Source organism: Mesorhizobium sp. B2-7-1 (assembly GCF_006440735.1).
Lineage (GTDB): Bacteria > Pseudomonadota > Alphaproteobacteria > Rhizobiales > Rhizobiaceae > Mesorhizobium.
In genome coordinates, this window is the sequence record NZ_VFUA01000003.1 from 1 (window position 1) to 21,361 (window position 21,361).

Annotated in this window: 18 protein-coding genes; 14 read left to right on the forward strand and 4 right to left on the reverse strand. The window is 65.3% G+C overall.

The features are described from left to right. Positions 1 to 1,291 precede the first annotated feature (1,291 nt). From gshB to FJ471_RS01895, 3 genes are all read right to left on the reverse strand, one after another. Complete coding sequence (gshB, locus tag FJ471_RS01885) at positions 1,292 to 2,245, reverse strand: glutathione synthase (protein ID WP_140801481.1); 954 nt, start codon at positions 2,243 to 2,245, stop codon at positions 1,292 to 1,294. 80 nt (positions 2,246 to 2,325) lie between these two features. After that, positions 2,326 to 2,700: a GtrA family protein gene (locus tag FJ471_RS01890; RefSeq protein WP_140801482.1), complete on the reverse strand. Its 375-nt coding sequence runs from the start codon at positions 2,698 to 2,700 to the stop codon at positions 2,326 to 2,328. 114 nt (positions 2,701 to 2,814) lie between these two features. After that, on the reverse strand, positions 2,815 to 3,819 hold the full coding sequence (locus tag FJ471_RS01895; protein ID WP_140801483.1) for a glycosyltransferase: 1,005 nt from the start codon (positions 3,817 to 3,819) through the stop codon (positions 2,815 to 2,817). A gap of 125 nt (positions 3,820 to 3,944) precedes the next feature. Between FJ471_RS01895 and FJ471_RS01900 the strand changes: the two genes are divergently transcribed. The 14 genes from FJ471_RS01900 (at position 3,945) to nuoB (ending at position 20,340) form a co-directional block, all read left to right on the forward strand. Further along, positions 3,945 to 5,744 carry a GtrA family protein gene (locus FJ471_RS01900; protein ID WP_140801484.1) on the forward strand — a complete coding sequence of 600 codons (1,800 nt, stop codon included), beginning with the start codon at positions 3,945 to 3,947 and terminating at the stop codon, positions 5,742 to 5,744. Positions 5,745 to 5,990: 246 nt separating this feature from the next. Further along, positions 5,991 to 7,340, forward strand: coding sequence for an EAL domain-containing protein (locus FJ471_RS01905; RefSeq protein WP_140801616.1), 1,350 nt, complete (start codon positions 5,991 to 5,993; stop codon positions 7,338 to 7,340). A gap of 264 nt (positions 7,341 to 7,604) precedes the next feature. Then, on the forward strand, positions 7,605 to 8,372 hold the full coding sequence (locus tag FJ471_RS01910; RefSeq protein WP_140801486.1) for an SDR family oxidoreductase: 768 nt from the start codon (positions 7,605 to 7,607) through the stop codon (positions 8,370 to 8,372). Next, a complete protein-coding gene (locus FJ471_RS01915) occupies positions 8,369 to 9,304 on the forward strand; it encodes a 2-dehydro-3-deoxygalactonokinase (RefSeq protein WP_140801487.1) in 936 nt (311 codons plus the stop codon). The genes FJ471_RS01910 and FJ471_RS01915 overlap by 4 nt, the downstream gene beginning before the upstream one ends. Then, positions 9,301 to 9,936 (forward strand): 2-dehydro-3-deoxy-6-phosphogalactonate aldolase, encoded by a 636-nt coding sequence (locus FJ471_RS01920; protein ID WP_140801488.1) that lies wholly within the window; start codon positions 9,301 to 9,303, stop codon positions 9,934 to 9,936. Before FJ471_RS01915 ends, FJ471_RS01920 begins: the two co-directional genes overlap by 4 nt. Continuing rightward, entirely contained in the window at positions 9,933 to 10,811 is an 879-nt protein-coding gene (locus tag FJ471_RS01925) for an SMP-30/gluconolactonase/LRE family protein (protein WP_140801489.1), read from the forward strand. The genes FJ471_RS01920 and FJ471_RS01925 overlap by 4 nt, the downstream gene beginning before the upstream one ends. Positions 10,812 to 11,349: 538 nt before the next feature. Continuing rightward, positions 11,350 to 12,402: a D-alanine:D-lactate ligase-like protein gene (locus FJ471_RS01930; protein ID WP_140801490.1), complete on the forward strand. Its 1,053-nt coding sequence runs from the start codon at positions 11,350 to 11,352 to the stop codon at positions 12,400 to 12,402. Positions 12,403 to 12,735: 333 nt separating this feature from the next. Then, positions 12,736 to 13,041 (forward strand): helix-turn-helix transcriptional regulator, encoded by a 306-nt coding sequence (locus tag FJ471_RS01935; protein ID WP_140801491.1) that lies wholly within the window; start codon positions 12,736 to 12,738, stop codon positions 13,039 to 13,041. Then, positions 13,041 to 15,053 carry a hydrogenase 4 subunit B gene (gene hyfB / locus FJ471_RS01940; protein ID WP_181179115.1) on the forward strand — a complete coding sequence of 671 codons (2,013 nt, stop codon included), beginning with the start codon at positions 13,041 to 13,043 and terminating at the stop codon, positions 15,051 to 15,053. The genes FJ471_RS01935 and hyfB overlap by 1 nt, the downstream gene beginning before the upstream one ends. Further along, the gene (locus tag FJ471_RS01945; RefSeq protein ID WP_140801493.1) at positions 15,044 to 16,000 is read left to right on the forward strand and encodes an NADH-quinone oxidoreductase subunit H; all 957 of its coding nucleotides are present in this window, start codon (positions 15,044 to 15,046) and stop codon (positions 15,998 to 16,000) included. The genes hyfB and FJ471_RS01945 overlap by 10 nt, the downstream gene beginning before the upstream one ends. Then, positions 16,000 to 16,662, forward strand: a complete 663-nt coding sequence (locus FJ471_RS01950; protein WP_140801494.1) for a hydrogenase-4 component E — start codon at positions 16,000 to 16,002, stop codon at positions 16,660 to 16,662. The genes FJ471_RS01945 and FJ471_RS01950 overlap by 1 nt, the downstream gene beginning before the upstream one ends. Continuing rightward, the gene (locus FJ471_RS01955) at positions 16,659 to 18,107 is read left to right on the forward strand and encodes a hydrogenase 4 subunit F (RefSeq protein ID WP_140801495.1); all 1,449 of its coding nucleotides are present in this window, start codon (positions 16,659 to 16,661) and stop codon (positions 18,105 to 18,107) included. The genes FJ471_RS01950 and FJ471_RS01955 overlap by 4 nt, the downstream gene beginning before the upstream one ends. 19 nt (positions 18,108 to 18,126) lie before the next feature. Next, on the forward strand, positions 18,127 to 19,647 hold the full coding sequence (locus tag FJ471_RS01960) for an NADH-quinone oxidoreductase subunit C (RefSeq protein ID WP_140801496.1): 1,521 nt from the start codon (positions 18,127 to 18,129) through the stop codon (positions 19,645 to 19,647). A 123-nt stretch (positions 19,648 to 19,770) separates the two neighbouring features. Beyond that, positions 19,771 to 20,340 carry an NADH-quinone oxidoreductase subunit NuoB gene (gene nuoB / locus FJ471_RS01965; protein WP_140801497.1) on the forward strand — a complete coding sequence of 190 codons (570 nt, stop codon included), beginning with the start codon at positions 19,771 to 19,773 and terminating at the stop codon, positions 20,338 to 20,340. Positions 20,341 to 20,377: 37 nt separating this feature from the next. Here the strand turns inward: nuoB and FJ471_RS01970 are convergent, their stop codons facing one another. Beyond that, positions 20,378 to 21,283, reverse strand: coding sequence for a LysR substrate-binding domain-containing protein (locus FJ471_RS01970; RefSeq protein WP_140801498.1), 906 nt, complete (start codon positions 21,281 to 21,283; stop codon positions 20,378 to 20,380). Positions 21,284 to 21,361 lie beyond the last annotated feature (78 nt).

Below are 21,361 nucleotides of genomic sequence, written 5' to 3' on the forward strand. Positions count from 1 at the left end.
TCTGGGACAACGACATGCATCAAAACAAAGACTTAAAGCGCGTCGCCTGAATCCGGTTCAGCGCGACGCGCTTTAGCCGGCCGCCCCCCTCGGCTATCGCCGCGCGCTCTCGACCCGTCGAAAAGGCGAGCAGTCCCTCCGGCAATCCGGGGCTGTTGCCGTCTAAGCGATGATGAAGGCATCGACCGTACCTGAAAGCGATCGATCGATTGCGATGTGGGGTGGGAGCCACTCCATGACAGGATATCGGAAAGGCCAGGGCATGGCGATCCGGCGCAAAGAGCCGCTTTCCAGAAAAATCTCATTTACAAGGTCTATGAATCGCCCGCGGTCTCGTTCAACTCGTTTCAAAGTTTGCGAACGAATACAAGCTCGGGGGATTCATCGCTCCTTCAGCGCTAGGACAGCCTCCGCGATGGATCGAGGATCGGGTGGAACTGTAAGCGAATAATCGTCATCCAGATAAAGGTCTCGGCCACCATGGTTCGGGGTCGTGACAACAGGTAGCCCCGCGAGAAGATATTCTGTGCTGGCGAACATGGGTCCCTCTATTTCAGAGAGACAAATTCCCACGGCTGCGCGATTTAGATGCATGTTCACGTGAGCCGGCGCCAATCGGACAGGCTTGCCGGTGCTGTCAAACTCATTGATGAACACGTGACCCGGCGCGAGCTCCCTGTGCCGATTTATTCGCGCCCTTTCCGACTCCATCGTGGATGACTCTATTAAATCACGATAAAAGACAAATGCGCAACGCTCGATGCCAAGCGACAAGTCGTGGCGTTTCCACGAAGCCAGTTGCGCATTGTAGATTGCATCGAATTCTACAGGGACGTCCTCGAGAGGCCTGAATATGTATTCGGAGGTTGTTGAAGTCTTGTTGTGCAGGACGGCGGCCTCACCGGACTGATTCAAGAGATCAGCCTCGGCCTGTGTGTTGGATAGGAAGATTAGCGAGTGACGGGGGTTCCTAAGCCTATGCAGAACGGCATAGGTCCGGATCGTTTTGACGCTGGAATTGTTCTCGATGGACCAGGTTGGCGAGATGAGAAACCAGGCACGGTGGCTGCGTGGAAGGAGAGGCATGTGACTTGCCAATCCGAGGGGCGTACCGGACATTCCCGAATAGGATATGAACGGATCGTCCGACAGCAAACTTGCCTGAAGAGCAGGTTGCGACTTCGCGGTAGGGTACCCTTTCCGGAGATAGCGGCGATGACGCAACATTGCTGCGACAATCTCGAATACGGTAGGAGCGCGATACCCGTGCTGCAGAGTCAACATGCGGCAATTACGCGGCCGACTTCAGCCGCTTTTCCTCCACGCAATCCCAGAACAGGCTGGCGATGTCGGCCCCACCAAAACGCTGCACCTCGCGAACGCCGGTCGGCGAGGTCACGTTGATCTCCGTCATGTAGTCGCCGATCACGTCGATGCCGACCAGGATGAAGCCGCGTTCCTTCAGGGAAGGTCCGATGCGGGCGCAGATCTCGCGCTCGCGCTCGGTCAGCTCGGTTTTCTCGGCGCGGCCGCCGACATGCATGTTGGAGCGGGAATCGTGCTCGGCCGGCACGCGGTTGATGGCGCCGACCGGCTCGCCGTCGATCAGGATGATGCGCTTGTCGCCCTTGCGCACGTCCTTGAGGTAGCGCTGCACGATATAGGGCTCGCGGAACAGCTGGCCGAACATCTCGAGCAGCGAGGCGAGATTGCGGTCGGCTTCCAAGAGATGGAAGATGCCGGCGCCGCCATTGCCGTAGAGCGGCTTGACGATGATGTCGCCGAATTCCTTGCGGAAGGCGGCCACCTCCTGAGGGTCCTTGGTGATCAGCGTTTCCGGCATCAGGTCCGGGAATTCGGTGACGAAGATCTTCTCCGGGCTGTTGCGCACCCAGGCCGGGTCGTTGACCACCAGCGTCTTCGGATGGATGCGTTCCAGTATATGCGTGGTGGTGATGTAGTTCATGTCGAAGGGCGGGTCCTGCCTGAGCAGCACCACGTCCATCTCGGAGAGGTCGGTGCGCACCTTCTCGCCCAGTGAGTAGTGGTTGCCCTTCTCGTCGCGCACCTGCATCTCCTCGAGGCGGGCGAACACCTTGCCGCCCAGCATCGACAATCGGTCGGGCGTGTAATGGAAAAGCTTGTGGCCGCGCCGCTGCGCCTCCAGCGACAGCGCGAAGCTCGTGTCGCCGGCAATCGACACGGTGGAGACATGGTCCATCTGGACGGCGATCTTCAGCGGCATCTCGGGTCTCCAAGGCGGTCGAGCAGTTCCAGGAAGCGCCGATATACGGAACTCGGCGCCTTCTGCCAATCGGCCAGACGCTACCGGTCGAAGACTAGCCTGGAATATCCGAGGAAGGACAGCGTCATCGCGACGATCGAGGCGATGGCGAGCGCCGCGAGCGGCGGCAGGGCCGGCAGCGCGAAGAGCAGCGCGCAATAGACCAGATAATTGACGACGCCGGAGGCGATGCCGACGCCGCCATAGCGCGCGCCTTCATGCGCGATGCCCCGGCTCGATGGTGCGAAGGTCAGATGGCGGTTGATCTGCCAGGTGACGCAGAGCGCGAAGCCGATCGACAGCACGCGCGCCGATAGCGCGCCGAGCGGCGTCGTGGCAAGCAGCAGCCAAAGCGCCGCCGCGTCGGCGACGAAGCCGATGCCGCCGGTAAGGGCGAAGCGGACAAGGCGCCCCATTTATGCCGCCCGCGACATCGTGATGGCGTTTCGTTGAATCGCCCTCACGATCTAACTCTTTGTTGGAGCATGATCTTTCTCCGAAAACCGGTTCCCACTTTTCGGGATCATGCTCTAAGCCGCCCGAGGGGCCTTGCCCGGCTCGCTCTTCGGCGAGGCCTGCCCGGATGCCGGGCGTTCGGCCCGGCCGGAGGAAATCGACAGGTAGAAGATACGCTTCTGCTCGGCCCGGCCGCGCGACACCGAATCGAGGATAAAGCCGGTCATCATGGAGAGCATGGCCAGAAGCAGCATGCCGATCGACAGCACCCAGGTCGGCATGCGCGGCACCAGCCCCGTCTCGGCGAATTCGATGAGCACGGGGATCATCAGGCCGATGCTCGCCGCCAGGAAGAACAGCGCGAAGGTGCCGAAGAAGCGCAGCGGCTGCGTCTCTTTCACCAGCATGGCGAACATCCACAGGATCTTGGCGCCGTCGCGGAAGGTCGACAGTTTCGAGGAGGAGCCTTCCGGGCGGCGGCCGTAGTCGAGCGCCATCTCGCTCACCGGCAGTTTCAGCTGCGAGGCATGCACCGACATCTCGGTCTCGATCTCGAAGCCGCCGGAGACGGCGGGGAAGCTCTTGACGAAGCGGCGCGAGAACACCCGGTAGCCGGAGAAGATATCGGTGAAGTCGGTTCCGAACAGGCCCTTGTAGAGCCGGTTGAAGATGCGGTTGCCGAAGGCGTGGCCGTTGCGGCCGGCATCGTCGGTCACGCCGCGCCTGGTGCCTACCACCATGTCGCAGCGCTCGGTCTGCAGGACATTGATCAGCAGCGCGGCATCCTCCGGCGCGTAGGTGCCGTCGCCGTCGGTCATCACATAGATGTCCGCATCGATGTCGGCGAACATGCGCCGCACCACATTGCCCTTGCCCTGGCGCGGCTCGCGCACGACGATGGCGCCGGCGGCGCGGGCTTTCAGCGCCGTGAGGTCCTTGGAATTGTTGTCGTAGACGTAGATCGCGGCCGACGGCAGCGTCTCGCGGAAGCGCCGCACGACCTCGCCGATCGTCAGCTCCTCGTTGTAGCAAGGCAGGAGCACGGCAATAACCGGCTCGTGGCGGACTGCATGCGGCATGTCTGTCTCCGGACGCTCGACCAGCCTCCGACCGTGCTTACGCCGGCCCCGTCGAGCCGTTTTACTATTTATTGAAGCCGTTAAGGCTAGGTTTAAACCGATCCCTCCTTTCGAAGGCCACGGCAATGGGCACAGTCGAGAACGGCGCCGCCACCTGGAAGTCCGATCTGCTGCTGGCGCTGCTGGCCGCCCTGCTCGCATTCGCTTTCGATGCGTGGGCCGGCTTTGGCCAACTGACCGATGCAGGTGGCGACAACGACAATCTGCTGCGCCTCGTCGAGGTTCGCGACCTGCTGGCCGGCCAGGGCTGGTTCGACCTGCACCAGTACCGGATGGGGCTGGAAGGCGGCTTCGTCATGCACTGGTCGAGGCTGGTCGACGCGCCGATCGCCGCCATCGCGCTTGCCGCCTCGGCGCTCACCGGCAGCAGGCCGCTTGGCGAGGATGTGGCGCAGGTGCTGTGGCCGGCGCTGCTTTTTTGGTCGACCTTGTTCTTCACCGCCCGCGCCGCGCGCAGCTTCGGCGGCGGTGGCGCGGTGCTGCCCGCCATCCTGGTCGGCGCCGCCGGCTATTATTTCATCGGCATCTACGACCCAGGCGCGCTCGATCATCACAACGTCCAGCTGATGCTCACCATGGCGAGCCTGGCTTTGCTGCTCGAGGCGCCTGCGCGGCGCTGGGCCGCGCTGTTGTCCGGCCTCTGCGCCGCGCTGACGCTCGCCGTCGGCATGGAAACCGTTCCTTATGTGGCCACCATCGGCGTTTGCGCGGCGCTGCTGTTCGTCGTCGATCCAGCCGGCGAGCGGACGATCGCCAGGGATTTCGGCGTCGGCTTCGCCGGTGTCGCGGCACTTGTCTTCCTCGCCACCATCCCGCCTTCCGCATGGGGCGCGGCTCAGTGCGATGCCTTCTCGGTTGCGCAATTCGTCGTCGCGGCCATTGCCGGCGTGGGACTGGCGGCGATCGCCTCGACAGAGAAGGCCGCTGGCAGCTGGCAGCGCAGGCTGGCGTCGCTTGCCGCGCTGGGGGTCGTCCTCGGCGCGGTCGTGGCAGTGCTGTTCCCGCAATGCCTCTCCGCGCCCTATGCCTCGCTCGATCCGCGCCTCAAGGAACTGTGGCTCGACCATATCGACGAGGCCCAGTCGCTGTTCACGCTGCTTGTCCGCGATCCGGCGCGCGTGGCCGCGCGTTACGCGACGCCGCTGGTCGCGATCGTCCTGATGGCGCTGCGTTTCCGCCGCGGCGGCTGGCGGCGGCAGGACAGTCTCGTTGCCGCGCTGCTCGCCGTCGCTTTCGTGGTCGGCGCCTGGCAGGTGCGCGGCACCACCTTCTCGATCGCCTTTGCGGTCGTCCCGCTCTCGGCCTGGATCGCCAAATGGCGGGCGCGGGCCGAAACCAGCTCTTCGCTCGGCGTGGCGCTGCGCCTTGCGGCCGTCTGGCTGGTCTCGATCAACCCGGTCTGGACAGGCGTCGCCGCGGCCGCCTCGGTGGCCTTGGAAAAAGGCAACGTCGTCGCCGACGCCGGCGCCATGGACAGGACCTGCCAGAAGAAGGTCACTTTCGCGCCGCTCGGCGGCATGGCCGATACCACCGTGCTGACGATCTCCAATCTTGGAGCGCCGGTCCTCGTCTATAGCGGCCATCACGTCTTCGCCGGTCCCTATCACCGCAATGTCGCCGGCAATCTCCTGGCGCTGGACGCCTTTCTCGGCTCGGCCGATGAGGCGCGCGCGATCGTCGAGGCGCATCGTGTCGGCCTCGTCGCCATCTGCCCCGGCAATGTCGAGACCCGGATCATCACCCAAAAGGCGCCGCAGGGTTTCCTTGCCAGCCTGCTGCGCGGTTCCGTGCCGGACTGGCTCGAGCCGGTCGGCGAGACCAAGGACAGCCCGATCGAGTTTTATCGCATAAAGCAAGCCGGCTAACCCGAAAGGCGCGAAGCGGCCGTCCGTCCGCAATTGCTTGAACGGGAGCTGCATCCAGGAAAAGACGGTTCGATTTTCCATTAGAAATTACGCATAAGCGAGTATTTGGCCCAGATCGCCGTTCCTTGCCCGAAGCTGAACCACTGCAAGCAACTTCCGGACGATGGAAAATCGATTTTCCGATACTTTTCCTAAACGCTTTGCTGCCAGTCTGGCCGAAAATACCGACATCAGAACAGAGGCATGATGCAAACGACGTTTGGCACCGGTCAGCCAGGCAAGGAAAACACGGATCTGGCCTTCACGGATTCGTTGACCGGGCTCGGCAACCATCGTCGCTTCTTCGACAAGGTCGATCGCCTGATCAGCGACCGCGCCGACGATCCCGCGCCCTTCACCGTCGGCATCCTCGACCTCGATGGCTTCAAGCCGATCAACGACCTGTTCGGCCACAAGGCCGGCGACGATATCCTGATCCAGGTGGCGATGCGGCTGCGCGCCTCGATGGATGGCTATTCCACTGTATGCCGCATCGGCGCCGACGAGTTCGCCTACCTCTACCCGATGGTGTTTTCGGAGGAACAGGCGGCCGAGAAGTCGCGCATGCTGATCGAGATCCTGTCGGCGCCTTATGATGTCGGCGAGCGCACCGCCAGGTTGTCGGCCTCCGTCGGCTGCTCGCTGTTCTATTCGGGCGACGAGACCACCGAGATCCTCATCAACAAGGCCGAGACCGCGCTTTATCACGCCAAGCGCTCCGGCCGCGGCCGCGTCGTCGTCTACACCCGCGAGATGGAGGAAGCGGCCAAGCGCGTCACCCGCATCGAGCAGGCGCTGCGCCGCGCCGTCTCGGCCGGCGAGGTCGAACCGCATTTCCAGCCGATCGTCGACTTGAACAGCCGCCGCACCATCGGCTTCGAGACCCTGGCGCGCTGGACCGACCGCGACCTCGGCGTCGTGCCGCCATCCGTCTTCATCCCGATCGCCGAGGAGCGCGGCATCATCGGCCCGCTGTCGCAGTTGGTGCTGCGCAAGGCGACCGAGGCGGCGTGCAACTGGCCGAAGGAATTGTTCCTGTCCTTCAACCTGTCGCCCTCGCAGCTCGTCGACCAGAACACCGGCCTGCATATCCTGGCCATCCTCGACCGCACCGGCTTCGATCCGCGCCGGCTGGAGATCGAGATCACCGAGACCGGCCTGATGAACGATCCGGCCTCGGCCGAGAAGATCGTCGAGGACCTGCGCCGCGTCGGCATCCGCGTCTCGCTCGACGATTTCGGCACCGGCCAGTCCTCGCTCGGCCGCCTGCGCGAGTTCCATTTCGACAAGCTGAAGATCGACCGCGCCTTCGTCTCCTCCATCCTCGACGACCGGCCCTCGGAACACATCATCCGCGCCATCCTCGCCATGTGCGAGGGGCTCGGCATGGATGTCGTCGCCGAAGGCATCGAGGACGAGGCGCAGGCCGACCGTCTCGTCCAGTTCGGCTGCGCCGGCGGGCAGGGCTATCTGTTCGGCAAGCCGGCCGATGCCGACGCCACGCTCGGCTATCTGCGTGATTCCTATCGCGGCGCGCTGCACGCCAAGGCGATCTGACAACGGCTTTTGGGAATCGCATGGGGCGGCGCTGGCCCCCTCATCCGGCCGCTTCGCGGCCACCTTCTCCCCGTTGGGGAGAAGAGACTGGCGCCGACGCCGGCAATCTCCTCTCCCCTCGGGGAGAGGTCAGCCGAGCGAAGCGGAGGCTGGGTGGGGGGAGTGACCCATTTGTCAGACATTAAGCCGGGAATCCGACGGTTCTCCCCTTGCTCCCGCGCTTTGTCTGGCTAGGATGCGCGCCGGCCAAACGGAGAAGAGACCATGATGCCATCGGCGCGTTTCGCCGACCTCGACGGCGCCTCGGTGCTGATCACCGGCGGCGGCTCCGGCATCGGCGCGGCGCTGACCGAAGGTTTCATGCGCCAGGGCGCCAGGGTCGCTTTCGTCGACATAGCCGACAAGCCGAGCACGGCCCTTGCCGACCGGCTGGAGAAGGAGCTAGGCCGCCGCCCGCTCTATCTCAAGGCCGACCTGCGCGACGTTGAGGCGCTGCGCGCCGCCGCGGCGAAGGCGGCCGAAGCGCATGGCGACGTCACAGCGCTCGTCAACAACGCCGCGCTGGACGACCGCCACGCGGTCGAGGACGTCACCGTCGAATTCTGGGATAACAACCTCGCCATCAACCTGCGGCCGCATTTCTTCACCGCCCAGGCGGTGGCGCCCGGCATGAAGCGGGCCGGCGGCGGCTCGATCATCAACTTCACCTCCACCTCCTATCTGATCAACCATCCCGATATGCCGGCCTACACCGCGGCCAAGGCGGGCATACTCGGTCTCACCAAGGGCCTTGCCGGCAAGCTCGGCGCCGACCGCATCCGCGTCAACGCGGTTGCGCCGGGCTGGGTCATCACCGAGCGCCAGCGCGAGCTCTGGGTCACGGATGAGGGGCTTGCCGCCCATGTCGCCAAGCAATGCATCAAGGACGTCATGCAGCCCGACGACATGATAGGCACGGTGCTGTTCCTGGCGTCGGATGCCTCGCGCATGCTGACCGCCCAGATGCTGATCGTCGATGGAGGTTTCCTGTGAGCGCGGCCCCCGCGGTCGCCGCGCTCGACTGGGGCACGACCAGGCTCAGGGCCTGGCTGCTCGACGCCTCGGGCAAGGTGCTTGCCGAGCGGCGCGGCGACGACGGGCTGATCACCGCCCGTGAAAAAGGTTTTTCGAACGTGCTGGAAGGTCATCTGGGCGCCATGGGCGCGCCGGAGGCGCTGCCGGTCATCATCTGCGGCATGGCCGGTTCCCGGCAAGGCTGGATCGAGGCGCCCTACGTCACCGTGCCGGCGCCGATCGGCGCGATTCTGCGCGGCGCCGCCCGCATCGAAGGCTCGAGCCGCGACATCCGCATCGTGCCCGGCCTCGCGCAGCGCCTGGCTGAGGCGCCGGATGTCATGCGCGGCGAGGAAACCCAGCTTGCCGGCGCCGGTTTGCCGGTAAAGGGACGCCATCTCGTCTGCATGCCCGGCACGCATTCCAAATGGGTCGCGGTCGAGGACGGCGCGGTCGCAGGTTTTGGCACCTGGCCGACCGGCGAATTGTTCTCGGTGCTTGCCGCGCATTCGATCCTGAAACATTCGCTGGGCGAGCATCCCGCTCCGGTCGCCGCGGACAGCCCGTTCTTCCGTCAGTGGTGCGAACGGGCCTTGGGCGAAGGCGGCGACGTCACGTCAAAGCTGTTTGCCATCCGCGCCGCCGGGCTTCTGCAGGATCTGCTGCCCGCCGACGCCGCGGCATGCCTGTCCGGACTGCTGATCGGCGGCGAGATCGCCTCGGCAAGGCGCCGCTATGGCGCTAGCGAAGCGCCGGTGGCGCTGATCGCCTCCGGCGCGCTGGCCGTGCTTTATGGTACAGCGCTCGGCCTGGCCGGCCTTGCCTTTCGCACCGTGGACGCCGATGAAGCGGTGCGCGCCGGTCTCGTCGAGGCCGCGCGCGAGAACGGCATGATTGGAGGCGCTTCATGAGCCATACCGCACCCTTCCCGAAGCTCAGGCGCGGCCTTGTCGCCATCCTGCGCGGCCTGAAGCCGTCCGAGGCGGTCGCGATCGGCCGGGCGGTCCACGACGCCGGCATCGAAGCGATCGAAGTGCCGCTCAATTCGCCGGAGCCGTTCGTCTCCATCGCCGATCTGGTCAAGGCGCTGCCGCAAACCGCGCTGGTCGGCGCCGGCACGGTGCTGACCGCTGCCGATGTCGACGCCTTACACAAGGCCGGCGGCAAGTTGCTGGTCAGTCCCAACATCGATGCCGAGGTCATGGGCCGCGCCATGCAGTACTCCATGGTCACGATGCCCGGGGTGTTCACGCCCACCGAGGCTTTTCAGGCAATCCGGCTCGGCGCTTCGGCGCTCAAGTTTTTCCCGGCAAGCGTGCTCGGGTCGAGCGGCATCGCGGCCATTCGCGCCGTGCTGCCGGCAACGACGCTGATCGGCGCCGTCGGCGGCGTCTCCGACAAGGACTTTGCCGGCTACAAGGCGGTCGGGGTCAGCGTCTTCGGTCTGGGGTCCAGCCTCTACAAGCCAGGCGCGACGGTCGAGGACGTGGCGCAGCGCGCCCGCGCCGCAGCCGCCGCCTGGGACCAAGCCTTCGGAGGATGACAATGGACGGCGTTTCGGTTTTTTCCGACCATATCTGCGAGCTCGGCGAAGGCCCGAGCTACGATCCCGCCACCGACACGCTGTTCTGGTTCGACATCGTCAACGGCAAGCTTCTGGAAAAGCCGCTCGCTGGCGCGCTGAAGGTGCATGATCTCGGCCTGATGGCGAGCGCCATCGCCGTCATCGACGACGACCGCCAGCTCATCGCCACCGAGATCGGCCTGCAGGTCCGCGACGTCAACACCGGCAGGCTGACGCTGCACACGCCGATCGAGGCCGACAATCCGTTGACGCGCTCCAACGATTCCCGCGTCCATCCCTGCGGCGCCTTCTGGACCGGCACGATGGGCAAGGACGAGGAGAAGGGCGCCGGCTCGATCTACTGGTTCTTCAAGGGCGAGTTGCGCCGGCTGTTTTCCGACATCACCGTCTCGAACTCGATCTGTTTTTCCGAGGATGGGACGATCGCCTATTACACCGACACCGCGACCGGGCTTCTGATGCGCGTCGCCTGCGACCCGGCGACCGGACTGCCCAAGGGCGAGCCGAAAGTGTTCGTCGATCATCGCTCGTCGAAAGGTTATGTCGACGGTTCGGTCGTCGACCGTGACGGCGTGCTGTGGAACGCCGTCTGGGGCGGCAGGGCGGTGAAGGCCTATGCGCCGGACGGCACGCTGCTGCGCGAGATCGCCATGCCGGTGACGCAGGCCTCCTGCCCGGCCTTTGTCGGTGCAAAGGGCGACCGCTTGGCGGTGACCTCCGCCTGGAAAGGCAAGGACGAGAAGCAGCGCGCCCTCGATCCGCAGGCCGGCATGACCTTCCTGCTCGATATCCCGGTCAAAGGCCGCTTCGACCCGCGCGTGCTGATCGGCTAGTTTCTCGACATACGGATTTTGAAAGATTTCCGGTTGGCGGCAGGTAAGGTTTTCACTGTTCATTCCATGAAATCAGCGCAAACCCTGGAGATGGGCCGAAGCCTCGCGACTTCGTCATTCCAGGGCGGAGCAGCCGCGAAGCGGCGTCGCGGAGACCCTGGAATCCATTCCGTGACCTCCGCCGAAGGGCGCAATGGAACAGAATTCTGCACCGTGAGCGGCGCTTCGACGCAACGGAATGAATCCTCGGGTCTGCGCGCGTCGCTTCGCTCCTTGCTCCGCCCGTGGATGACGATCGTGATGGGCGTTTCGGCTAATCTCCAAGGCATGCCGCCCCAAGGCAAACATAGCCCGCGGTCAGTTCCCGTGCTGGGGAATTGGAGCAATCTTCGCCGTAGTGTTCCATCCGGAATTGCATCAAAACAAGAGATGCGGCGGCCGGCTTACTATCACGCAACCGCCCCGGCCCGGTCGATTTCCCGCAAGCCGGCCGCTGCGGCCATGCGATGGTAGCGCCTGATTTCTCCCGGAGCATTCGATCCCGCAGCCGACGCTGATCCTTGTCCACGAGCCGGAGAAAGCCTGCTTAGACCGCCTGGTCGCGGAGGGTTATCCAACGAAGCGCGCCATCGAGATTTCGTCCTATCTGGCGCAATCGACCGACCTTAAGCCGGAGTTCGGCCAGCTCGCGGCGGCTTGCGAAAAGCGAGGCCTCGCTTTCAAGCCTGTCGAGCTCGACGATGCGGCGCCGGTTCTGGCGAAGGCCGATCCGACGACAACGCTGGTCTGGACGCTGACCGACGGCATCGCCTATTTCCGCGGCGGGGCGGCGCCTGCAATGGCGCGGCTGAACGGCCTGCGCACCATCGGCGCCGACGATTCCCTTTTCGCGCTCTGCCAGGACAAGCTTCGCTCCGGCGCCGTGCTCGGCGCGCTCGGCCTGCCGGCGCCACAGGCCGGCCTGGCGCGCAACGGCGAATGGCTGGTCGAGCCGCCGGCCTCGCCCAAAGGCTGGTTCGTCAAGCCGAACCGGCTCGGCGCCAAGATCGGCATCTGGCCGGATTCGCGCATCGCCGATCTCGGCCATGCGCTGGAGCTTAGCCGGCGCGTCTTTGCCCACTATCGCGACGATGTCGTCGTCCAGCCCTATGTCGCCGGCCGCAACGTGCGGGCGAGCTTCCTTGGGTTGAAGGAAGAAACGGGTGTCGAGGCTTTGGGCATCTTCTTCGTCGATTCCGGCGGCGACTTCCAGACCATGGCCGACTCGATGGCGCTCTATGGCGACACCGGCCAGGCCGCGAAGGATGCAGGCACCTATGTGGAGCCGGAGCTCGAGCCGGTCGGGTCAAGCCAGCCGGCAGCCGATCGAAAGATCCGTGCCATCGCGCAAAAGCTGGTCAGCGGCCTTGGCCTGAGGGATGTCTTTTCCGTCGATTTCAGGATCGAGGCTGACGACACGGTCCACCTCATCGAGTTCGAAGTCTGCCCCGGCCTGCCCTGCTTCGATTTCCGCGACTATTGCCGCAGGCAGTGGGGCATGAGCCTTGCCGACGCGATGGCGGAAACGGCCGCCAACCGATTGAGGTCATGACCTTCGGGATTGGCCGAGATCCAAAAACTTAGTCATTCCAGGGCGGAGCAAGGAGCGAAGCGACGCGCAGATTCTGCACGGTGGCGGCGCTTCCAAGTCACGGCATGGTTCCTCGGGTCTGCGCCGCGTCGCTTCGCTCCTTGCTCCGCCCTGGAATGACGAGGATGGGGCGGCTCGACCCTCGGCATAGCCATTCGCAATCGACCGTCAAAGACGATGGCCGCGGTACCATCAACATGCATGTTTAAAACGTCAATCCTTGACGTTAAAACGTTTTAATGTAGGCTACAGCACCGAGATCTCATATTTCAGAACTGACCAAGAGAGTCCTCGGTGATAACCGCACCGCAATTGCGCGCCGCCAGATCGCTGCTCGGCATCGATCAGCGCCGGCTTGCCGAATTGTCCGGCCTGTCGGTGCCGACGATCCAGCGCATGGAAGCCAGCGGCTCGATCATCCGAGGCAATGTCGATTCGCTGATGAAGCTGATCGCCGCGCTCGAGGTGGCCGGCATCGAGCTGATCGGCGAAGGCGCGGCCAGCCAGGGCGGCGGACGCGGCGTGCGGCTGAAGACCGGGTTCGATCCGGCCAGGGCGTCCGATGCCGGCGATGCCGAGCCTGGCGGGGGCCTGCCGTGATCTCGACCGTGGCGCTTCTGCTGTGCGGTCCTGCCGCGTTTCTGGCAACAGCCATCCTTGGCGCGGCCGTTAGCCGGCGCACCTTTGCGACGCGCCTGGTCTATGGCGCCGCGTTCGTCATTTCAGCCGTGCTGACCGCGATCGTTGCCGGCCATCTCGCCGGCAATTCCGGCGAGGCGTCCGCCACCTTGCCGCTCGGCCTGCCCTGGACCGGCGCGCGGTTCCGCCTCGACGGCCTGTCGGCGTTCTTCCTCCTCGTCGTCAATCTGGGCGGCGCCGTCACCAGCCTTTATGCGCTCGGTTACGGCCGGCATGAATCCGCGCCGCATCGGGTGCTGCCCTTCTATCCGGCGTTCCTCGCCGGCATGAACCTCGTCGCGCTGGCCAACGACGCCTTCAGCTTCCTGTTGTCCTGGGAGTTCATGTCGCTCGCCTCCTGGGCGTTGGTCATGGCGCACCACCGCGACGAGGCCAACCGGCGAGCCGGTTATATCTACCTGGTGATGGCGAGCTTCGGCACGCTGGCGCTGCTGCTTGCCTTCGGCCTGCTGGCGGGACCGGCGGGAACCTATGCGTTCGACGCGATGCGGACGGCGCATCCAGGCCCGCTCGCGGCCGGCGCGGTGCTCGTTCTCATGCTGCTCGGCGCCGGCTCCAAGGCCGGCCTCGTGCCGCTGCATGCCTGGCTGCCGCTTGCCCATCCGGCAGCGCCAAGCCACGTCTCGGCGCTGATGAGCGGCATCATGACCAAGGTCGCCATCTACGGCTTCATCCGCGTGGTGTTCGACCTGCTGGGCGAGCCGGCATGGTGGTCGGGCATAGCTGTGCTTCTCATCGGCGGCGTGACGGCGGTGCTCGGCATCCTGCACGCGCTGATGGAAAAGGACCTGAAGCGGCTGCTCGCCTATTCGACCATCGAGAATATCGGCGTCATCTTTGCCAGCCTCGGCCTTGCGCTGGCCTTCAAGGCGAACGCCATGCCCTCGGCCGCGGCGCTGGCCTTCACCGCGGCGCTGTTCCACGTGCTCAACCATTCCTTCTTCAAGAGCCTGCTGTTCTTCGGCGCCGGCGCGGTGCTGACGTCGACCGGCGAGCGCGACATGGAAAAGCTCGGCGGCCTCATCCATCGCCTGCCGGTAACCAGCTTCGTCTTCCTTATCGGCTGCGTCTCGATCTCGGCGCTGCCGCCTTTCAACGGCTTCGCCTCCGAATGGCTGGTCTTCCAGGCCATATTGCGCAGCCCCGAGCTGCCGCAATGGGGGCTGAAGGTCATCGTGCCCGCGGTCGGCGGCATGCTGGCGCTGTCGGCGGCGTTGGCCGCGGCCTGCTTCGTCAAGGCATTCGGCATCGCCTTCCTTGGCCGGGCGCGGTCGGCGGCGGTGGAGCGGGCGCATGAGGTCGACCGCTGGTCGCTGGCGGCGATGGCGGTTCTTGCCGCCTTCTGCCTGCTCGCCGGCATCCTGCCAGGCTTCGCCATCGACGCGCTGTCGCCGGTGTCGCTTTCGCTGATCGGCGACCGCATGCCGGTGCAGATGGCTGAGCCATGGCTGTCGATCGTGCCGATCGCCGAGAGCCGCAGCTCCTATAACGGCCTCCTGGTGTTCGCCTTCATCGCCATTTCGGCGTCGCTCACGGCTTTCTTCATCCACCGCTTCGCCTCGCATGCGCTGCGCCGGAGCATCGCATGGGGCTGCGGCTTCACTGATGCGGTGCCGGCCGCGCAATACACGGCGGTCAGCTTCGCACAGCCCATTCGCCGCGTCTTCGGCGGCTTCGCGTTCAGAGCCCGCGAGACGGTGGACATGCCGGCGCCGGGCTCCCTCGAGCCGGCGCGCCTCAAGGTGGACATGCATGACGTGGCCTGGGAGATATTCTACCAGCCGATCACCGGCGCGATCGATTTCGCCACCGAGCGGCTGAACCACCTGCAGTTCCTGACCATCCGCCGCTACCTGACGCTGGTCTTCCTCTACCTCGTCATCCTGCTCCTGGTGCTTGCGCTATGGCCGTGATCCTGGAGCTCGCCATTCAGGGCGCGCAGATGTTCTCGGTGCTGTTGCTGGCGCCGCTTCTGATCGGCTTCGTGCGCAAGGTGAAAGCGAGGCTGGTCAGGCGGCAGGGGCCCTCGGTGATCCAGCCCTATCGCGATCTCGTCAGGCTGATGCGCAAGGAGGTGGTGCTGGCGGACAACGCGTCCTGGCTGTTCCGCGTGACGCCCTTTTTGATCTTCGCCGCGACATGGGTGGCGGCGGCGCTCGTTCCGACCTTCGCCACAGGCCTCGAGTTCAGCTGGGCCGCCGACCTCATCGTCGTCGTGGCGCTGCTTGGCAGCGCGCGCTTCTTCCAGGCGCTCGCCGGAATGGATGTCGGCACCAGCTTCGGCGGCATCGGCGCCAGCCGCGAGGTGATGATCGCCTCGCTGGCCGAACCCGCGATGCTGCTCATCGTCTTCAGCGTGGCGCTGGTGGCCGGCGCCACGCAGCTTTCGACGGTCGCCGCCTTCATGGGCTCGCCTGAGGTCGGATTGCGGGTGTCGCTCGGCATGTCGCTGATCGCGCTGGTGATGGTGGCGATCGCCGAGAACGCGCGCATACCGGTCGACAATCCCGCCACGCATCTGGAGCTCACCATGGTGCATGAGGCGATGATCCTGGAATATTCCGGCCGCCATCTGGCGATGATCGAGCTCGCCAGCTTCATCAAGCTCCTGCTCTACATGTCGCTGATCTCCTGCGTCTTCCTGCCCTGGGGGCTGGATAGCGGCGGGACGGGGCCGAAAGCGCTGGCCATCGGCGCGGCCACCTATCTCGGCAAGCTCGCCATGCTTGCCATCCTGCTTGCCGTGTTCGAGACGGCGGTCGCCAAGATGCGTGTCTTCCGCGTGCCGGATTTCCTCGGCGCCGCGCTGATGCTGGCGCTGCTCGGCACGCTTTTGCTGTTCGTCTCGCGGAGCCTGTGATGAACGGTCTCACCTTCGACATCGCCCATCTGCTCGCCGGCAGCCTGGTGCTGATCTCCTTCATGATGCTCTACCAGGACCGGCTGTTCGCGCTGATCAACATCTTTGCGCTGCATGCGGTCGTGCTGGCGCTCTCGGTGGCCTGGCAGGCCTATATCCAGGACGCGCATCATCTCTACATCACCGCTGCGATAGCGCTGGTCTTCAAGGCGATCGTCATTCCCGTCGGGCTGCATCGCATCATCCAGCGGCTCGGCATCCACCGCGACATCGAGACCGCCGTCGGCATCGGTCCCACCATGCTCGCCGGCATCGGGCTGGTGACGCTTTCCATGGTGCTGATGCTGCGGGTGACGCCCGAGGCCGACCCGCTCGCCCGCGAGGACCTCGCCTTCGCGCTGTCGATCATCCTGCTGGGGCTGCTGGTGATGGTCACAAGGCGCAACGCCGTCAGCCAGGTCGTCGGCTTCATGTCGCTGGAGAACGGTCTGGTGCTGGCCGCCACCGGCGCCAAGGGCATGCCGCTGGTGGTCGAGATCAGCGTCGCCTTCTCGATCCTGATCGCCTTCATCGTCATCGGCGTCTTCCTGTTCCGCATCCGCGAACGGTTCGATTCCGTCGATGTCGGCGCGCTCGACGACTACCGGGGAGAACGCCGGTGAGCGGGTTCTCCCTCGACGCCGTGGCTGCGATCCTTTTCATCCCGGCCGCCGCGGCCATCCTGGCGGCATTGCCGAACTATCGGATGACGGCGGCTGTGAACGTCGCAGCGAGCCTGCTCACCCTGCTCGCGGCGCTGTCGCTGTTCGTCACCGACAGGCCGGCGCCAGGGCAATATCTCCTGATCGACGACCTCAACATCGTCTTCATCGTGCTCAACACGTTCGTCGGCTTCACCACCAGCGTGTTCAGCGCGTCCTATATCGCGCATGAGCTGGAAACAGGGCGGCTGACCGCGCCGAACCTCAGATTCTACCACGCCATGTACCAGATCATGATGTTCGGCATGAACCTGGCCTTCGTGTCGAACAATATCGGCCTGATGTGGGTCGCGGTGGAGCTCGCCACGCTTTCCACCGTGCTGATGGTCGGCATCTATCGAACCCATGAAGCGCTGGAAGCGGCGTGGAAGTATTTCATCCTCGGCAGCGTCGGCATCGCGCTCGCGCTGTTCGGCACCATCCTCGTCTACATGGCCGCCCAGCCGGTCGTCGGGGAAGGCACCAACGCCATGGTCTGGTCGGTGCTGATCGAGAACGCGGCGCATTTCGATCCGGCGCTGCTCAGCGTCGCCTTCATCTTCCTGCTGCTCGGCTACGGCACCAAGGTCGGCCTCGCCCCGTTGCATGCCTGGCTGCCCGACGCGCATGCGGAGGGCCCGACGCCGATCTCGGCGGTGCTGTCGGGCCTGCTGCTCAACGTCGCGCTCTACGCCGTATTGCGTTTCAAGCTTTTGCTCGCGGCGAGCCCGCAGGCGATCGGCCCCGGACCGCTGATGGTCACGATGGGGCTGACCTCGCTGATCTTCGCGGCCTTCATGCTCTACCGCCGCCGCGACATCAAACGCCTGTTCGCCTATTCGTCGATCGAGCATATGGGCATCATCGTCTTCGCCTTCGGCATGGGCGGCCCGCTCGCCAACTTCGCCGGCCTGCTGCACATGGTCATGCACAGTCTGACCAAGTCGGCGATCTTCTTCGCCGTCGGCCATATCGCGCAGGTCAAGGGCACGCAGAAGATCTCCGAGATCCGGGGGCTGACCGAAAGCCATCCGGGGCTCGGCTGGGCGCTCGTCATCGGCGTCGTGGCCATCGCCGGCCTGCCGCCGCTCGGCATCTTCATGAGCGAGTTCCTGGTCGTCAGCTCGACCTTCGCCCGGCATCCGTGGCTGGCGATCCCGCTGGTGTTCGGGCTGCTGATCGCCTTCGGCGCGCTGCTGCTGCGGCTGACCGGCCTCGCCTTCGGCGAGCCGCGCGGCGGCATGGCGCCGGTCGAGGCGTCCTACGTGCCGATTTACTCGCACCTCGCTTTGGTCTTCGCCGCCGGCATCTATCTGCCGGCGCCGCTGGTGGCGTGGTTCCAGCATGTCGCCGGGATATTGGGGTGAGCGCATGGTGAGAAAAAACATGCCCGCGCTCGCCGATCTCATCGAAGCCGGCCGCCGGATCGAGCATCAAATTCCCTGGCCGCGCGCCGTGGTGGCCCCCAAAACCTGGAACCTTGCCGTCGAGCAGCTCGTTTCCGGCCGCTGGAGCCTGCTCGGCCTGTGGGGGGAGCCGGACAAGGTGCATATGGCGCTTCTCGACGAAGCGCTGGACGTCGGCGTCATCAGCCTGGACTGCCGCGGCGGCCGCTACCCATCGGTCGGCCAGCACCATGCGCCGGCTTTGCGATTGGAACGCGCCGCCGCGGACCTATTCGGGCTGGCGCCGCAGGGCCTGCCCGACACACGCCGCTGGCTCGACCACGGCCAGTGGGGCGTCTCGCATCCGCTGGCTGCGCAGCCCGGCGGACCGGCGGGCGCGTCATCCTACCGGTTCCTCGCGGCCGAGGGTGAAAGCCTGCACCAGATCGCGGTCGGGCCGGTGCATGCAGGCATCATCGAGCCAGGACATTTCCGTTTCACGGCCGGCGGCGAAACGGTGGTGCGGCTGGAAGAGCGGCTGGGCTATGTGCACAAGGGTATCGAGGGCCTGATGGCCGGCGCGCCGATCGAGCGCGCGGCCAAGCTGGCGGGCCGGACGTCCGGCGACAGCACGGTCGCTTATTCGCTGGTCTTTGCTCGCGCCGTCGAAGCCGCGCTCGGGATCGAGGTTCCCGCGCGTGCAATCTGGCTGCGGGCGCTGATGGCAGAGCTGGAGCGGCTCGCCAATCATCTCGGCGACATCGGCGCCATCTGCAACGACGCCGCCTTCGCGATCATGCACGCGCATTGCGGCGTGCTGCGCGAGCGCGTGCTGCGCGCCGCCGACGCCGCCTTCGGCCACCGCCTGATGCGCGACCGTATCCTGCCCGGCGGCACGGCAAACGATCTGGACGAGGCCGGGACCGGCGCGATCCGGTCGCTGGTCGCGGAGATCAGGCAGCGCTTCCCGCATCTGGTCGAGCTCTACGACAACACGGCCTCGCTGCAGGACCGCACGGTCGCGACCGGCCGGCTCAAGGTCGAGTTTGCCCGGCAATATGCCGCCGGCGGCTATGTCGGGCGGGCGTCGGGCCGCGATTTCGATGCGCGCCGCACCCCGGGCTACGCGCCCTATGACGAGCTCGCCTTCGATGTGCCGGTACTGCAGGAGGGCGACGTCAACGCGCGCGTCTGGATCCGCGTTCGGGAAGTCGAGCAGAGCCTGTCGCTGGTCGAGCAGATCCTCGGGAGGCTGCCGGGCGGACCGATCCGCGTCGATATCGCTGCGGACAATGTTGCGGATGGGCTGCGCGAGGCCATGGCGCTGGTCGAGGGTTTTCGCGGCGACATAATGGTCTGGCTGCGCATCGGCGGAGACGGCACGATCGAGCGCTGCCACATGCGCGACCCTTCATGGTTCCAGTGGCCGCTGCTGGAGGCGGCGATCGAAGGCAACATCGTCGCCGACTTCCCGATCTGCAACAAATCGTTCAACTGCTCCTATTCCGGCCATGATCTCTAGAGCAGTTCCAGGAAAAGTGCGCAGCGGTTTTCCGGCCGGAATTGCGCAAAAACAAAGAGTTGAAGCAGGTCGGCGATTCTATCAGACGCTGAACTGCTCCAAGCCGGACCAAGGCATACCGTCATGCGAAAACTGCTCTTCGAAAGCCTGATCCGCCCGCCCCTGACCGAGCGCCCGCCGCAAGTCAGCGACGCGGCCGTCGACGAGCTGGCGAGGGCGCTCGACGGCGTTGCCCGCAAGCGGCTCGGCCGGAGCCTGTCGATCCGCGCCGTCGACGCCGGTTCCTGCAATGGCTGCGAGCTCGAGATGCACGCGCTCAACAACGCCTTCTACGATATCGAGCGCTTCGGCTTCCGCTTCGTCGCCTCGCCGCGCCATGCCGATGTGCTTCTGGTCACCGGACCGGTCACCAAGAACATGCGCGAGGCGCTGAAGCGGGTCTGGGACGCGACGCCCAACCCGAAATGGGTGGTCGCGCTCGGCGGCTGCGCCAAGGACGGCGGCTGCTTTGCCGGCAGCTACGCTGTCGTCGGCGGCGTGTCGGACGTGATGCCGGTCGACCTGCACATTCCGGGATGCCCGCCGCCGCCGATCGAGATCCTCAAGGGATTGATCGCGCTGCTCGACGGCGCGAACGGCAAGGCGGGCGCCCTTCAGCCGCCGCGGCGCGAGACTTCCGGACAATCGAATTGACCGCGACCCGGTAAATCCGGCTCGCAGGTCGGCAATCTCACAGGACGGTTCTCATCCAGGCCAGGAAGGTCTCCATCACCCCGGATCGCGGATTGTGCTGCATCCACACGACATAGAAGCTATAGCCCGGCAAGGATAAGGGATGGGCCTTGACGAGCGAGCCGCTTTCCAGTTCGCGGCCGACGACGACGTCGCTCAGGATAGCGATGCCTTGCCCGGCGACAACCGCGTCGATTGCATGCAGCTCCTCGCGGAAACTCAAATCCCAGGCTTTGTCGGAGATCAGGTCGGGATCGATTGATCGGGCCGTCGCCAACCATCGGCGCCAGGTCGGCGCGTCCGGGTCCCGATTCATCCAGTCGAAATGGATCAACGGATAGCGCAACAGATCGGCGGCCCGCTCGATCGCCCGCCCATCGCTAGCCAACAATCGCGGGCTGCATATGGGAAAAAAGGAATCGCGGCACAGCTCTTGCCCCGCAAATCCCAGAGGCGGGCGCCGCGTGTAGCGGACCGCCACATCCGCGACGCCAGCGCGCAGATCGAGGACCGCGTCCGTCCCGATGATCTCCAGCGGCACGGCCGGGTTGGCCTCTCGCCATTTCGATAAGCGCGGCACCAGCCACCGGCTGGCGAAAGCGTTCGGGCTTGTGACCCGCATTGGCGCCTGGACATCGGGCTCGGCGACCGCGGCAAGGGAGCCGGCGAGAATATCAAAGCCGTTACGCAGGATGGGAAAAAGTCGCGCTCCGGCGCTTGTCAGCGCAAGCGGGCGCGGCCGGCGCTGGAACAGCTTGCGGCCGCATATCTCTTCCAGCAAGCGGATTTGGTGGCTGATCGCTGTCGGCGTCACGCCGAGCTCCACCGCCGCGGCCTTGAAGCTGCCATGCCGGGCGGCGGCCTCGAAGGCGTGCAAAGCACGGAGCGGCGGCAAGTTTCTCATGCCTGCAATGTAGATGAATTTTGCTCACCCAGTCGCTAAGAATTTCGCTTTTGCGGAAGGTCGGGTTCCTGTGAGACC